The following is a 15,254-nucleotide window of genomic DNA, read 5'->3' as shown; positions in this document are numbered from 1 at the left end:
CAGGAAAGGATAGTTTATGAAAAAGCGTTTTATGATGTTCACTTTACTGGCGGCGGCGTTTTCAGGCGTGGCCCATGCGGATGATGCGGCTATCCGTCAGTCGCTGGCTAAGTTGGGCGTTCAGAGTACGGAAATTCAGGCCTCGCCAGTGGCAGGGATGAAAACCGTCCTCACTCACAGCGGCGTACTGTACGTCACTGATGACGGCAAACATATTATTCAAGGGCCGATGTATGACGTGAGCGGCGCGCATCCGGTAAACGTGACGAACAAACTGCTGATGAGCCAGCTAAATGCGCTGGAAAAAGAGATGATCGTCTATAAAGCGCCGGATGAGAAACATGTCATTACTGTTTTTACCGATATCACCTGCGGCTATTGTCATAAGCTACATGAAGAGATGAAAGATTATAACGCGCTGGGGATCACGGTACGTTATCTGGCCTTCCCGCGCCAGGGGCTGGAAAGCCAGGCGGAGCAGGATATGAAATCTATCTGGTGCGCCAAAGACAAAAACAAAGCGTTTGATGACGCCATGGCAGGTAAGGGCGTGAAACCGGCAAGCTGTGACGTGAACATTGCTGATCATTATGCGTTGGGCGTGCAGTTGGGCGTTAGCGGTACGCCAGCCATTGTATTGAGTAACGGCTATGTGGTGCCTGGCTATCAGGGACCGAAAGAGATGAAAGCGTTTCTTGATGAGCATCAAAAACAGACCAGTGGTAAATAATACGCGTGAAACAACAGAGACAACTTCGTCGGCGCGAGGCTGATGAGACGGCGGAACTCCCCGCCGATCTTCCTCCATTACTACGACGTTTATATGCCAGCCGGGGCGTTCGTAGCGCCCGCGAACTGGAGCGCAGCGTGAAAGGAATGCTGCCCTGGCAACAGCTTAGCGGCATAGATAACGCGGTGGAGATCCTCTACAACGCCTTTCGCGAAGGTATCCGCATTATTGTTGTTGGCGATTTTGACGCCGACGGCGCGACCAGTACTGCGCTAAGCGTATTGGGAATGCGTGCGTTGGGATGTGACAACATCAGTTATCTGGTGCCTAATCGCTTTGAGGACGGCTACGGTTTAAGCCCGGAAGTGGTCGATCAGGCGAAGGCGCGCGGCGCGCAGCTTATCGTCACCGTAGACAACGGCATTTCATCCCACGCCGGCGTAGCGCATGCAAAGACGTTGGGGATTCCGGTGATCGTGACCGATCACCACCTGCCAGGCGACACGTTGCCGGATGCCGAAGCGATTATTAATCCCAATCTGCGCGACTGCGAATTCCCGTCTAAGTCGCTGGCGGGCGTCGGCGTGGCGTTTTACCTGATGCTGGCGTTGCGAACATTTTTGCGCGACAAAGGATGGTTCGACGAGCGCAACATTGCGCCGCCGAATTTGGCGGAGCTGCTGGATTTAGTGGCGTTGGGAACGGTAGCAGACGTTGTGCCGCTGGACGCTAACAACCGTATTCTGACCTGGCAAGGGCTAAGTCGTATTCGTGCCGGGAAATGCCGTCCGGGAATTAAAGCGTTGCTGGAGATATCGAATCGCGATCCGCAGCAGCTTGCCGCCAGTGATTTAGGCTTCGCGTTGGGGCCTCGCCTGAATGCCGCCGGCAGGCTGGATGATATGTCCGTTGGTGTGGCGTTACTGTTGTGCGATAACCTCGGCGAAGCGCGTGTTCTGGCCAGCGAGCTGGATGCGCTTAACCAGACGCGCAAAGAAATAGAGCAGGGGATGCAGGCGGAAGCGCTTATCCTGTGCGAAAAGCTTGAGCGCAGTAGTGAAACGCTTCCGGGCGGTCTGGCGATGTATCATCCTGAATGGCACCAGGGCGTGGTCGGAATTCTGGCGTCGCGCATTAAAGAGCGTTTTCACCGCCCGGTGATCGCCTTTGCGCCTGCGGGCGACGGCACGCTAAAAGGCTCAGGCCGATCGATTCAGGGGTTGCATATGCGCGATGCGCTGGAACGGCTGGATACGCTTTACCCTGATCTGATGATCAAGTTCGGCGGTCATGCGATGGCGGCGGGATTGTCGCTGGAAGAGCATAAATTCGAGCAGTTTCAGCAACGTTTTGGCGAGCTGGTGACGGAATGGCTCGATCCTGCCCTGTTGCAAGGCGAGGTGATCTCCGATGGTCCATTAAGCGCGGCGGAGATGTCTATGGAAGTGGCGCAACTGTTGCGGGATGCCGGACCGTGGGGGCAAATGTTCCCGGAACCGTTATTCGATGGTCGTTTCCGTCTGCTACAGCAGCGTCTGGTGGGCGAGCGTCACCTCAAGGTGATGGTGGAGCCTGTCGGCGGCGGCCCGCTGTTGGATGGCATCGCATTTAATATTGATACGACCTGTTGGCCGGATAACGGCGTGCGGGAGGTAGAACTGGCTTATAAACTGGACATTAACGAGTTTCGCGGCAACCGTAGTTTACAGATTATTATCGATGATATTTGGCCGCTATGATCGGGGCGATTTAACAACACTTTCGCTGTAATTAAGGGGCGAAATCCGCTAATATTTCGCCCTTATAACCGCATTTTGACAAGTCAAATAAAAGAAATCAGACCATGTTTGAAATTAACCCGGTGAATAACCGCATTCAGGACCTCACGGAACGCACCAACGTTCTTAGGGGGTATCTTTGACTACGATGCTAAGAAAGAGCGTCTGGAAGAAGTAAACGCCGAGCTGGAACAGCCGGATGTCTGGAACGAACCTGAGCGCGCGCAGGCGCTGGGAAAAGAGCGTTCATCGCTCGAAGCGATCGTCGATACGCTTGATCAAATGACTCAGGGGCTGGACGACGTTTCCGGGCTGCTGGAACTGGCGGTAGAAGCTGACGACGAAGAGACGTTTAACGAAGCCGTCGCGGAACTGAATACGCTGGAAGAGAAACTGGCGCAGTTGGAATTCCGTCGGATGTTCTCCGGCGAGTACGATAGCGCCGATTGCTATCTCGATATTCAGGCCGGTTCTGGTGGTACTGAAGCGCAGGACTGGGCCAGCATGTTGCTGCGTATGTATCTGCGTTGGGCGGAAGCGCGCGGCTTCAAGACAGAAGTCATTGAAGAGTCGGAAGGGGAAGTCGCCGGCATTAAGTCCGCGACTATCAAAATCTCCGGCGAATATGCCTATGGCTGGCTGCGCACTGAAACCGGCGTACATCGTCTGGTGCGTAAAAGCCCGTTCGACTCCGGCGGTCGCCGTCATACCTCGTTTAGCTCCGCATTTGTGTATCCGGAAGTGGACGACGATATCGATATCGACATTAACCCGGCGGATCTGCGTATCGACGTCTATCGCGCGTCTGGCGCAGGCGGTCAGCACGTTAACCGTACGGAATCCGCAGTGCGTATCACCCATATTCCCACCGGGATCGTGACGCAGTGCCAGAACGACCGTTCGCAGCACAAAAACAAAGACCAGGCCATGAAGCAGATGAAAGCGAAGCTTTATGAACTGGAGATGCAGAAAAAGAACGCTGAAAAACAGGCGATGGAAGACACTAAGTCCGATATCGGCTGGGGAAGCCAGATTCGTTCCTATGTCCTGGACGATTCCCGCATTAAAGACCTGCGTACTGGGGTGGAAACCCGCAATACACAGGCGGTACTGGACGGTAGTCTGGATCAATTTATCGAAGCAAGTTTGAAAGCAGGGCTATGAGGAATCAACATGTCTGAACAAAACGCACAGGGCGCTGACGAGGTAGTCGATCTTAACAATGAAATGAAGGCACGTCGCGAGAAGCTGGCTGCACTGCGTGAGCAGGGTATCCCGTTCCCGAACGATTTCCGTCGTGACCGTACCTCAGACCAACTGCACGCAGAGTTTGACGCGAAAGAAGCTGAAGAACTGGAAGCGCTGAATATTGAAGTGTCCGTCGCGGGCCGTATGATGACTCGCCGTATTATGGGTAAAGCCTCTTTTGTTACCCTGCAAGACGTAGGCGGCCGCATTCAGCTGTATGTGGCGCGCGATGATCTGCCGGAAGGCGTTTACAACGAGCAGTTCAAGAAGTGGGATCTTGGCGATATCCTCGGCGCGAAAGGTAAGCTGTTCAAAACCAAAACCGGCGAGCTGTCTATCCACTGCACCGAACTGCGCCTGCTGACGAAAGCGCTGCGTCCGTTGCCGGATAAATTCCACGGCCTGCAGGACCAGGAAGCGCGCTATCGCCAGCGTTATCTGGATCTCATCTCTAACGATGAATCCCGTAACACCTTCAAAACCCGTTCGAAGATCCTGGCTGGTATTCGCCAGTTTATGGTTGCTCGCGGCTTTATGGAAGTCGAAACGCCGATGATGCAGGTGATCCCAGGCGGCGCGTCTGCCCGTCCGTTTATCACCCATCACAACGCGCTGGATCTGGACATGTACCTGCGTATCGCGCCGGAACTGTACCTCAAGCGTCTGGTGGTTGGCGGCTTCGAACGCGTATTCGAAATTAACCGTAACTTCCGTAACGAAGGCATCTCCGTGCGCCATAATCCTGAGTTCACCATGATGGAACTCTATATGGCGTATGCGGACTACAAAGACCTGATCGAGCTGACTGAGTCTCTGTTCCGTACGCTGGCGCAGGATGTTCTGGGCACCACCCAGGTTCCGTACGGTGATGAAGTGTTTGACTTCGGTAAGCCGTTCGAAAAACTGACCATGCGTGAAGCGATCAAGAAATATCGTCCGGAAACAGATATGGCTGATCTGGACAACTTCGATTCCGCGAAGGCGATTGCTGAAAGCATCGGCATTCACGTCGAGAAGAGCTGGGGTCTGGGCCGTATCGTCACCGAGATCTTTGACGAAGTCGCTGAAGCGCATCTGATTCAGCCGACCTTCATCACCGAATATCCGGCTGAAGTGTCTCCACTGGCGCGTCGTAATGATGTGAACCCGGAAATCACTGACCGCTTCGAGTTCTTTATCGGCGGTCGTGAAATCGGCAATGGCTTTAGCGAGTTGAACGATGCGGAAGACCAGGCGCAGCGTTTCCTGGATCAGGTTAATGCAAAAGCGGCGGGCGACGACGAAGCCATGTTCTACGACGAAGACTACGTGACGGCGCTGGAACACGGGTTACCGCCGACAGCGGGTCTGGGAATTGGTATCGACCGTATGGTGATGCTGTTTACTAACAGCCACACGATTCGCGACGTTATTCTGTTCCCGGCGATGCGTCCGGTGAAATAAGATGTAAATTGCCGGATGGGGCATTAGCCGCCATCCGGCATCTCTTCGTTCAGACGTAGCGCCATCAGGCAATTTTTAACGCTGGCAGTAATTGAGCAGTCGTTCACGCGCTTGTTCGTCTGACGCTTGCATGACCATCCACGGGCTAAATGCCCACGGCGTAGCGAGAAGGCTTTTCCATACGCTTTTAAATTCGCTCCACTGATAGTCCATCACCTCTTCGCTGTTAACCTGTAACACACTGGTTGCCCGCGCGGCAAATACCGGACAGACTTCATTTTCCACAATACCGTTTGGATCTGTCGCTCGATAGCTGAAGTGCGGATAGACGGGGGTGAGATCGGTAATTTCCACGCCGAGTTCGAACCGACAACGGCGGATGATCGCCTCTTCGGTGGTTTCGCCTTGTTGCGGATGACCGCAAACCGAATTCGTCCACACGCCTGGCCAGGCTTTCTTGCTCAGCGACCGTCGTGTTACCAGCAACTGGCCATCTTCGTTAAATAGCCAGCAGGAGAAAGCCAGATGCAAAGGCGTATTAAGCGTATGAGCCGCATACTTTTCCAGTGTGCCGGAAGGCTTATCCTGCTCATCCAATAAAACGACATGTTCCTCAGTCATGAAAGCTCCTGAAAATTAAAATGACCCGGCAGCATGGCCAGGCCATATACTCAGACGATCAGCGTAGCGCATAACAGAAAGAAAGGCATTACCAAAACAGGCCCTGACAGAACGCAGACGAGCGCCATTGTGCCGTGAGTCGATATTATGCTGGCATATCGGATATTCGCGGCATCATCATCCACGCGGACCCTTTCCGGCGTCAATGGATTGGGCATACGGCATTTGGCTGCTATCATAAGGCGTCTGTCAATAGAGTGAGGAATGGTTTTGAGCGCAGGACGCCTGAACAAAAATAGCCTGGGTATTGCGGTGCTGTTATGCACAGGGCTGCTGCTGGCGGGGTGTTCCAGTAATTCCGGCTCAGGAACGTATTCCGGCTCCGTCTATACCGTTAAGCGCGGCGATACGTTGTATCGTATATCGCGCGCTACGGGAACCAGCGTGAAAGAACTGGCCCGACTGAATGGCATTTCTCCGCCTTATACTATTGAGGTGGGGCAGCGAATTAAAGTGCGCGGCAGCGCAAAGAGTAGCAGTTCAACACGCAAAACCAGCAATAAAACAGCAACAAAAACTGCTGCGGTCAGACCGTCATCTTCGGTGCCAAAATCCTCCTGGCCGCCGGTGGGGCAGCGTTGTTGGGTATGGCCTGCTAACGGTAAAGTGATTTTACCTTATTCCACCGCGGAGGGCGGAAATAAGGGGATCGATATTGCGGGCGCGCGCGGAACGCCTGTTTATGCGGCGGGAGCGGGTAAAGTTGTCTATGTCGGGAACCAGCTGCGCGGTTACGGCAATCTCATCATGATTAAGCACAATGAAGATTACATTACGGCTTACGCTCATAATGACACCATGCTGGTTAATAATGGACAAAGCGTTAAAGCGGGGCAAAAAATCGCTACGATGGGCAGCACGGATGCCGCATCCGTAAGACTACACTTCCAGATTCGCTACCGGGCGACGGCCATCGATCCGCTGCGTTATCTGCCGCCGCAGGGGAGTAAACCGAAGTGCTGACGGCGAATTAATCGCCAGTCAGCCAGTAAGTCTCTTGCCAACCAGAGCGTAAGGTTTATAATGCCTTACGCATCTCAAAGCGGGCGTAGTTCAATGGTAGAACGAGAGCTTCCCAAGCTCTATACGAGGGTTCGATTCCCTTCGCCCGCTCCAGACAAATATCTTCTAGTATTTACTAAAACCACGAATTTACAGCAATTTTCCGTGTCGGCCCCACAGTACACAGGGTTTCAATACCTATGTCGGACGGCTATTATCAGCTGGCGACTCCGGTAATGACTTTATCATTCAGCCCGCAACACAACGATGCCCGGTCTGGAATGCATGTATTCCATAAACGGTGTATCCACCACTTTTCTGTTTGCGGCCAATGAGGAGGCGTTCCTGAACCACACCTGTTCATCATGGCGAACTACGATACCCACATGTGAAACGTCCAGCCCGTCAAGCGGGGAGTAGACACCGATATAATCCCCGTTTTTTAGGTGGTTCATGACCTGCTGGTTGATGGCTCTTCCGGGAATGTAATTTATTTTACGAGGATGGATGCCCAGACCAGGAATGTACTCGCCGCCATCAGGTTTATGGTTAAGCTGCTTGTCAACAACGACATAATCAGGGCTGATATCCGGCGTTACATCCCGTGCATTACGCGGTGTTGCGGCGAACCAGTCAGAGAAGAAGTGCCGGCGGCTGAGATAAGCAACTTTGCCCGCGGCGTAGCGAGTCCTGGCAAGATTATGCAGAAACGATTTCTGATTATCGCTGCGGGCCAGGGCTTCAACGTAATCAGCCAGTGTAAAGCAGTCCACGCCGTTGAAATTCGCTACAAGGACTTCGGGGATGCCGGGCCCACCGATGAGCGTATCCGCCTGATAAGGTGTTCCGAGAAAAGCAGACGATACGCGGCTGATAACTTCTCCATGGTTTTCGCCTTTATAAGGAATGACATCCGACTGGATAATCCGGCTTATTTTTTCTGCCGTAACGCTGTCCATGCTGGTCTGATATTTTTCTGTGCCAGGGACGGCACAGGCCGTCAGATGCGCCGACATAAGCAAAATTGTCCATGTATTTACCTTCATTATCATCTCCGGAAAGGTTCAAATCCCTTTTTTACCTTTACCGGAAATGGTTGTGATGAATACAGAAAAACGCCAGAGGTTGATTACAGGTTGAGTAATATGAACGCTGATGATGATAAATGTGAAGATCATCATACGACTTTATTTTATTCGCCGTTGTTTTTTGCCTGATCGTCAAAGCCAACATGCCCCTTCAGGCTGGCTTATAAGTCAGAGTGTAGATTGCGACGTGTCCGATCAGCGATTCTGACGCGTCCACCTCGGTGTGGCGGTCGTCGCTGACGATCACTTTGACATGGAGAATTTTGTACTCACTGAATGTTCGAACCGGACCACCTCCCAAGAGGTGAAGGAATAGTCCATCAGACGGATTTCCTGTCGCGCGGTCTCAATTATCTTAAGAACAAGCTGGAGATCTGTACCTTCCGGATAAAATCCTGCCTCAATGATGGCTGCGTAAGTATGTGGTACTGGCGCACACAGAGCCAGACCGAGCAAACCGGGCAGAAGCCATCGGCACATATGTTTTTTATGCATTGTTTGCATGGTATTTCCTTCATTGGATGTATTCAGAAATGCCGGAGTCGGGGAAACTCGTTTTCCCCGATTGCCGGGGTTGGACAAGGATGCCCTGCGGAGTGCGCGTTAAGCGACTGGATTATTTTTTCCTGTATATCTCTTTGACATATACATCGCCTCTACTCATAATGGATATACGCGTTGTATATCCAGAAAGGAGGCAGTTATGCACACAACACTTTTTTTTAGTAACCGGACCCAGGCAGTCAGATTGCCTAAATCGATATCCTTTCCGGAGGATGTGAAACATGTCGAAATCATTGCGGTTGGTAGAAGCAGAATCATTACTCCAGTCGGAGAATCCTGGGACAGCTGGTTCGATGGCGAAGGCGCCAGTACTGATTTTATGAGTACCAGAGAACAACCCGCAGTACAGGAACGGGAAGGATTTTGATGCTGAAATTCATGCTTGATACCAATACCTGTATTTTCACCATCAAAAATAAGCCCGAACACATCAGAGAACGCTTCAACCTCAATACATCCCGAATGTGTATCAGCTCCATCACCTTAATGGAGCTGATTTACGGTGCTGAAAAAAGCCTGGCGCCGGAGCGTAATCTTGCCGTCGTGGAGGGATTTATCTCCCGCCTTGAGGTTCTGGATTACGATACACAGGCAGCGATACATACCGGTCAAATCCGTGCCGAACTGGCCCGCAAGGGAACACCTGTCGGGCCTTATGACCAGATGATTGCTGGCCATGCCGGTAGCCGCGGACTGGTCGTCGTCACAAACAATCTCCGCGAATTTGAACGCATTCCGGGTATCCGAATCGAAGACTGGTGCTAATTTCTGCATCAGATGTTATCCCCGGATTCAAACTCTTTTCCGGATTTAGTGGCACAGTCAATTTGGTTAGCTGCTTAATGGTGGTTTGCATCACATTTTTAGCTGGTGGTATTTTTTTATGTTGACTGGAGATATCTGCCAACAGCATAACTTTTACGGCCAGATAATAAATAAAAGAGTACCAAAATGTCGTATTCTGACATGTTTACGAAGGGAGTACCGCTCCCTTCTTTTTTTGTTTCCAGGATACTCACTGAACAATGCCGTTACTGCCCGATAACTGCCGCCCCCCCCCTCTCCATAGCCGTTTCCTGCAACTTAAATCACAGACGTTGATTTACCAGGCCGATATGCCTTCTTTCCCGTTATATATCCTTCATACTTCAAGTTGCTTATGTGTTGGCTACGGATTACTCGGTCCATCCATGGGCCTCGCCCTGACGGGCCGTCGCACGCGACGTTCAAATCTGCTCCCGGCAGAGTTGTCGCTCACCCCAGTCACAGAGTTATCTATGCTCCCGGGGACTCACTCCCTTGCCACCTTTAAGCAACTCGAATTATTTTGGGTATATATCAGTGAACTTCTATTTTTGTCAGTTTTTATTTTTCAGTTTATTTATTATTAAATTCTGTTTCTGGCCTGGATATATTTTCGTGAATAGCCTCCCGACAGCCGGAGATAAAGGTATTTGCTGGCGTAACAGCGCTCATAATTTAAAAGATTTATTTATAGTTTGTTATCACGGAAAGATTTTAACTTAATACATGCCAGTAAGGCATCAGGTAAAAATAACCGGAGAGAAGAAGATGAACAAAATGCTATTAGCCGGAAGTGCCGGTATTGTTCTGCTGTCTGCTGCAGCCAGTCCGGTATGGGCAGACGATAATGCCAGTACATTTTCACTTGGATACGCCCAGTCCCATACTAATCACGCCGGGACGTTGCGTGGGGTACGGCTGGCAAACAACTATGAAATGTCACCGGACTGGGGGCTGACAACCTCATTTGCATGGCTAAATGGAAGCCAGCGCTATTCCGATGAAAGCAGTAATGGTCGTGTAACAACCCGTTATTACTCCCTGCTTGCAGGCCCCTCATGGAAAATAAATAACCAGTTAAGTCTGTATAGTCAAGTGGGCCCCGTATTATTGCATCAGCGTGATCACGGGATAAATGAGTCTGACAGTAAGGTCGGATATGGTTATTCTGCTGGCGTGGCTTATACCCCGGTCAGTAGTGTCGCTATAACTCTGGGTTATGAGGGAGCGGATTTTGATGCTACCCATAACAGCGGAAGCCTTAATAGCAATGGTTTTAATCTTGGCGTGGGTTACCGGTTCTGAATAGGATAATCCGATAAAAAATGTTACTTTGTGGAGATGATGGATTATGAAAAGCCATATTATGCCAGGCGTTGCGCTGATGGTTATCCTGTTTTCAGGAAATATTATGGCCGCAACAAACATGACTGATAACGTTACTCTGAATAATGACAAGATATCCGGACAGGCCTGGCAGGCCATGCGTGATATCGGAATGTCGCGATTCGAGTTGTTTAATGGTCGCACCCAAAAGGCGGAACAACTGGCTGCGCAAGCAGAAAAACTCCTGAACGATGACAGCACTGACTGGAATCTGTATGTCAAATCAGATAAAAAAGCCCCAGTTGAAGGAGACCACTATATTCGGATAAATTCATCGATTACGGTAGCAGAAGATTATCTCCCTGCGGGCCAGAAAAATGATGCTATTAATAAAGCAAACCAGAAAATGAAAGAAGGAGATAAAAAAGGGACTATAGAGGCCCTGAAACTAGCAGGCGTCAGTGTTATTGAAAATCAGGAACTCATTCCTCTTCAGCAAACCCGTAAGGATGTGACCACAGCGCTTTCCTTGATGAACGAAGGAAAATACTATCAGGCAGGTCTATTACTGAAATCAGCTCAGGATGGCATAGTTGTAGACTCTCAGTCAGTTCAGGAATCACCCACGCACTCCGTGCAGCACGACGCCGCGCATTAATATCCCCCAGCCTGCTGTATACATTACAGCAGGCAGCATTATGTCTGACAGCTATTACCAGTTTGTTCTTTGCTGTCGGCATTGTTTTTAAATTTCATCCGCGAAGTTTAGAAATGTCAGGGTACCTGCATTTATATCTATTGTGATGCTCATCACAAATACAGAAGAATATCATTTCATTTATTATTTTTTATTCCTTCCACTTATGATGGTTCATAATGATTTATTAAGTTAATGTTTTGGAATTAAATGCCTTTTACTTGCGTTATATCCAGTTTTTTATGCTACCAGTAATTTCATTGTTATATATGATTAGTATTATGTTTTGTAAATATCCAGTGTAATGGAAAAGCAAAACATACATTCCCGATAATATATTACAAAATATTTCATGTCCGCTGCGAATATCTGTCTGTTAGGTATTCACCCGCTTATAATTACATTAAAAAGTATTTCTTTGATGATTATTCTTAAATTACGATCATAATCATCGATCGTATCGATCTATTTTTATTGTTTTAATTTGAATAAGAATTTTCTTACAACTGATTAGGCATTAGCTGAAATCAATATTTTTCGATGGAAAGTTCAGGTGCTTCGTTTAACACCAGGCGTTTATTATTCATACGAATCTTTTCTGAACGCTTTCATTAATACCCTCAGAGTTGTTTTCAGCCTTTGCAAAATAATTCTCATTTACCCAAAGGACATATTATCTATGCGTAATAAAATAATACTTGCCATGGCGGCTGCCGGTATGATGTATGGCGCTTCTGTATATGCAGTCGATCCACCCACAGCAGGCCCGTTCGGCTCAGGTAAAATTACCTTCACTGGTACCATCACCAACTCCCCCTGTGATATCGCACCGGGCGACGATGCGATCACCGTTCCGTTTGGACAGATTTCTTACCGTAAACTGAATACCGCCGACGCAACTACGGAATCAAAACCGTTCACCATTCATCTACAGAACTGTGCTTTCGATCCGAATACCCCGGACACAGCTGGCTCCGCAGGGAAAATGTCCAAAGTAACCGTATCTTTCTCTGGCGCAGCGAATACCAGCAAAAAGGCTTACACCACCAGCGGTATCGCACAGCATGTTGGTGTCCAGCTACTGAAGAGTGACAACGCCACAATTATCGATCCCAACACCCCGATGCCGGATGGCGACGCTCAGCAACTGCAGGCCGGAAACAACGAACTCAACTTCTTTGCCCGACTAATAGCACTGGATAATGGCGTCACTCCCGGTGACTTCAACGCATCCGTCACCTACACCCTGAAATACCTGTGATTTCACGCGGTAAATAACGACAGGGAGAAGCCGTCCACGGAGGGGATCGGACGGCTTTTATATCTGACTGTGCCTGCGGGCTGTCTGTTACACGGACGACAACACGAAAGCGCCATGCCATGAAAATTACCCGGCTTGCCATTCTGATTACCCTGACATTTTCCGTCCTGAAGTCGCAGGCCACGGAGTTCAATGCCAGCCTGCTGGACAGCGGGAACCTGTCTAACGTGGACCTCACGGCCTTCAGCCGCGAGGGGTATGTGGCGCCCGGTAACTATATTCTCGATATCTGGCTCAATGACCAGCCGGTACGGGAACAGTATCCGGTCAGGGTTGTACCGGTTGCCGGACGCGACGCGGCCGTCATCTGTGTGACAACAGACATGGTGGCCATGCTGGGTCTTAAGGATAAGATTATTCATGGCCTGAAACCCGTTACCGGTATCCCGGACGGGCAATGCCTTGAGCTGCGCTCCGCTGACAGTCAGGTACGGTACAGCGCTGAAAATCAGCGTCTGACCTTCATTATTCCCCAGGCCTGGATGCGTTATCAGGACCCGGACTGGGTGCCCCCTTCACGCTGGAGCGACGGCGTCACCGCCGGCCTGCTTGATTACAGCCTGATGGTCAACCGCTATATGCCGCAGCAGGGGGAAACCTCTACCAGCTACAGCCTCTACGGCACCGCCGGGTTTAATCTCGGCGCCTGGCGATTGCGGAGCGATTACCAGTACAGCCGTTTTGACAGTGGGCAGGGCGCATCACAGTCCGATTTTTATCTGCCGCAGACGTATCTGTTCCGTGCCTTGCCAGCACTGCGCTCAAAACTGACGCTCGGACAGACGTACCTCAGCTCCGCTATTTTTGACTCCTTCCGCTTTGCCGGGCTCACTTTGGCCAGCGATGAGCGCATGCTGCCGCCCTCTCTTCAGGGGTATGCCCCGAAAATTAGCGGCATTGCGAACAGTAATGCACAGGTCACCGTCAGCCAGAATGGTCGCATTCTGTACCAGACCCGGGTGTCGCCGGGGCCTTTTGAGCTTCCCGACCTGAGCCAGAATATCAGCGGCAACCTGGATGTCAGCGTCCGGGAAAGCGACGGTAGCGTCCGGACCTGGCAGGTCAACACGGCCAGCGTCCCCTTTATGGCACGCCAGGGACAGGTTCGCTATAAGGTGGCCGCCGGACGTCCGCTGTACGGCGGGACGCATAACAACAGCACGGTCAGCCCTGACTTTCTGCTCGGGGAGGCCACCTGGGGAGCATTTAACAACACGTCGCTGTATGGCGGCCTCATTGCCTCCACCGGCGACTACCAGTCCGCGGCGCTCGGGATCGGCCAGAATATGGGGCTGTTGGGCGCTCTGTCTGCGGACGTCACCCGCTCAGATGCGCGGTTGCCGCATGGGCAGAAGCAGTCCGGTTACAGCTACCGTATCAACTATGCCAAAACGTTTGATAAAACCGGCAGTACCCTGGCGTTCGTCGGATACCGCTTCTCGGACCGCCATTTTCTGTCCATGCCGGAGTACCTGCAGCGTCGGACCACTGACGGCGGCGATGCATGGCATGAAAAACAGAGCTACACCGTGACTTATAGCCAGTCCGTTCCGGTACTCAACATGAGCGCGGCCCTCTCGGTAAGCCGGCTCAATTACTGGAACGCACAGTCCAACAATAACTACATGCTCAGCCTCAACAAGGTGTTCAGTCTCGGCGACCTTCAGGGACTCTCGGCCTCGGTGTCGTTTGCCCGTAACCAGTACACCGGCGGGGGTAGCCAGAACCAGGTCTACGCCACCATCAGTATCCCGTGGGGAGACAGTCGCCAGGTGAGTTACAGCGTACAGAAAGATAACCGGGGCGGCCTGCAGCAGACCGTGAATTACAGCGATTTCCATAACCCGGACACTACATGGAACATCAGCGCCGGTCATAACCGTTATGACACCGGCAGCAACAGCAGCTTCAGCGGCAGCGTGCAGAGCCGTCTGCCGTGGGGCCAGGCGGCAGCGGACGCCACCCTGCAGCCCGGACAGTACCGCAGCCTGGGCCTGAGCTGGTACGGCTCGGTGACTGCCACCGCCCACGGTGCCGCTTTCAGCCAGTCGATGGCCGGGAATGAGCCCCGCATGATGATAGATACCGGAGACGTGGCCGGTGTGCCGGTGAACGGCAACAGCGGGGTGACCAACCGCTTCGGGGTGGGCGTGGTGAGCGCCGGCAGCAGCTATCGCCGCAGCGATATTTCGGTTGATGTGGCCGCCCTGCCGGAGGACGTGGACGTCAGCAGCTCCGTCATCAGTCAGGTACTGACGGAGGGCGCGGTGGGCTACCGGAAGATTGACGCCAGCCAGGGGGAGCAGGTGCTCGGTCATATCCGGCTGGCTGATGGCGCAAGTCCGCCGTTTGGCGCCCTGGTGGTGTCCGGGAAAACCGGCAGAACCGCGGGGATGGTCGGAGATGGCGGTCTGGCCTACCTGACAGGTCTCAGCGGGGAAGACCGCCGGACCCTGAATGTGTCCTGGGATGGCCGGGTGCAGTGCAGACTCACCCTGCCGGAAACGGTGACACTCAGCCGGGGGCCGCTGTTACTGCCCTGCAGATAAAAATATCCCTGTCACAGAGCAGG

At 51.8% G+C, this 15,254-nt stretch carries 14 protein-coding genes and 1 tRNA gene; 12 read left to right on the top strand and 3 right to left on the bottom strand.

The window, feature by feature from the left end:
- Positions 1-16: 16 nt before the first annotated feature.
- The 4 genes from dsbC to lysS all read left to right on the top strand — a co-directional run bounded on the left by dsbC (position 17) and on the right by lysS (position 5,199).
- The gene (gene dsbC, locus N7E69_RS04300) at positions 17-730 is read left to right on the top strand and encodes a bifunctional protein-disulfide isomerase/oxidoreductase DsbC (RefSeq protein ID WP_000745614.1); all 714 of its coding nucleotides are present in this window, start codon (positions 17-19) and stop codon (positions 728-730) included.
- A gap of 5 nt (positions 731-735) precedes the next feature.
- On the top strand, positions 736-2,469 hold the full coding sequence (gene recJ / locus N7E69_RS04295; protein WP_000813387.1) for a single-stranded-DNA-specific exonuclease RecJ: 1,734 nt from the start codon (positions 736-738) through the stop codon (positions 2,467-2,469).
- 104 nt (positions 2,470-2,573) lie between these two features.
- A protein-coding gene (prfB, locus tag N7E69_RS04290; RefSeq protein WP_010989230.1) for a peptide chain release factor 2 occupies positions 2,574-3,672 on the top strand; the annotation gives its coding sequence in 2 pieces (ribosomal slippage) (positions 2,574-2,648 and positions 2,650-3,672; 1,098 coding nt in all).
- A 9-nt stretch (positions 3,673-3,681) separates the two neighbouring features.
- The gene (gene lysS, locus N7E69_RS04285; protein WP_000003339.1) at positions 3,682-5,199 is read left to right on the top strand and encodes a lysine--tRNA ligase; all 1,518 of its coding nucleotides are present in this window, start codon (positions 3,682-3,684) and stop codon (positions 5,197-5,199) included.
- 75 nt (positions 5,200-5,274) lie between these two features.
- Here the strand turns inward: lysS and idi are convergent, their stop codons facing one another.
- Positions 5,275-5,820: an isopentenyl-diphosphate Delta-isomerase gene (gene idi, locus N7E69_RS04280; protein ID WP_000133994.1), complete on the bottom strand. Its 546-nt coding sequence runs from the start codon at positions 5,818-5,820 to the stop codon at positions 5,275-5,277.
- Between the two features lie 264 nt (positions 5,821-6,084).
- On the opposite strand from idi, the gene actS reads away from it, so the two are divergent.
- Together actS and N7E69_RS04270 are read left to right on the top strand one after the other, a co-directional pair.
- On the top strand, positions 6,085-6,843 hold the full coding sequence (actS, locus tag N7E69_RS04275; RefSeq protein ID WP_000244328.1) for an amidase activator ActS: 759 nt from the start codon (positions 6,085-6,087) through the stop codon (positions 6,841-6,843).
- Between the two features lie 79 nt (positions 6,844-6,922).
- Positions 6,923-6,996: transfer RNA gene (locus N7E69_RS04270), tRNA-Gly, on the top strand.
- Between the two features lie 131 nt (positions 6,997-7,127).
- Here N7E69_RS04270 and N7E69_RS04265 read toward each other — a convergent pair.
- Both N7E69_RS04265 and N7E69_RS04260 read right to left on the bottom strand, forming a co-directional pair.
- A complete protein-coding gene (locus tag N7E69_RS04265) occupies positions 7,128-7,934 on the bottom strand; it encodes a DUF1460 domain-containing protein (protein ID WP_001574939.1) in 807 nt (268 codons plus the stop codon).
- 279 nt (positions 7,935-8,213) lie between these two features.
- Complete coding sequence (locus tag N7E69_RS04260; RefSeq protein ID WP_001576352.1) at positions 8,214-8,465, bottom strand: hypothetical protein; 252 nt, start codon at positions 8,463-8,465, stop codon at positions 8,214-8,216.
- 208 nt (positions 8,466-8,673) lie between these two features.
- On the opposite strand from N7E69_RS04260, the gene vapB reads away from it, so the two are divergent.
- The 6 genes from vapB (at position 8,674) to stdB (ending at position 15,231) form a co-directional block, all read left to right on the top strand.
- Complete coding sequence (gene vapB, locus N7E69_RS04255; protein WP_000557549.1) at positions 8,674-8,901, top strand: toxin-antitoxin system antitoxin VapB; 228 nt, start codon at positions 8,674-8,676, stop codon at positions 8,899-8,901.
- Positions 8,901-9,299, top strand: a complete 399-nt coding sequence (vapC, locus tag N7E69_RS04250) for a tRNA(fMet)-specific endonuclease VapC (protein ID WP_000911336.1) — start codon at positions 8,901-8,903, stop codon at positions 9,297-9,299. The genes vapB and vapC overlap by 1 nt, the downstream gene beginning before the upstream one ends.
- Before the next feature lie 807 nt (positions 9,300-10,106).
- Complete coding sequence (locus tag N7E69_RS04245; RefSeq protein ID WP_001038502.1) at positions 10,107-10,643, top strand: STM3031 family outer membrane protein; 537 nt, start codon at positions 10,107-10,109, stop codon at positions 10,641-10,643.
- 46 nt (positions 10,644-10,689) lie between these two features.
- Entirely contained in the window at positions 10,690-11,322 is a 633-nt protein-coding gene (locus tag N7E69_RS04240) for a YfdX family protein (RefSeq protein WP_000835265.1), read from the top strand.
- A gap of 718 nt (positions 11,323-12,040) precedes the next feature.
- On the top strand, positions 12,041-12,622 hold the full coding sequence (locus N7E69_RS04235) for a fimbrial protein (protein WP_001244651.1): 582 nt from the start codon (positions 12,041-12,043) through the stop codon (positions 12,620-12,622).
- Between the two features lie 119 nt (positions 12,623-12,741).
- Positions 12,742-15,231 (top strand): fimbrial outer membrane usher protein StdB, encoded by a 2,490-nt coding sequence (gene stdB, locus N7E69_RS04230; RefSeq protein ID WP_000705504.1) that lies wholly within the window; start codon positions 12,742-12,744, stop codon positions 15,229-15,231.
- Positions 15,232-15,254: the final 23 nt, after the last annotated feature.

The sequence above is a fragment of the Salmonella sp. 3C genome (genome assembly GCF_025426275.1).
Taxonomy (GTDB): Bacteria; Pseudomonadota; Gammaproteobacteria; order Enterobacterales; family Enterobacteriaceae; genus Salmonella; species Salmonella enterica.
The sequence above is the reverse complement of the archived record's forward strand: the minus strand, read 5'-3'. Positions and strand labels throughout refer to the sequence as shown.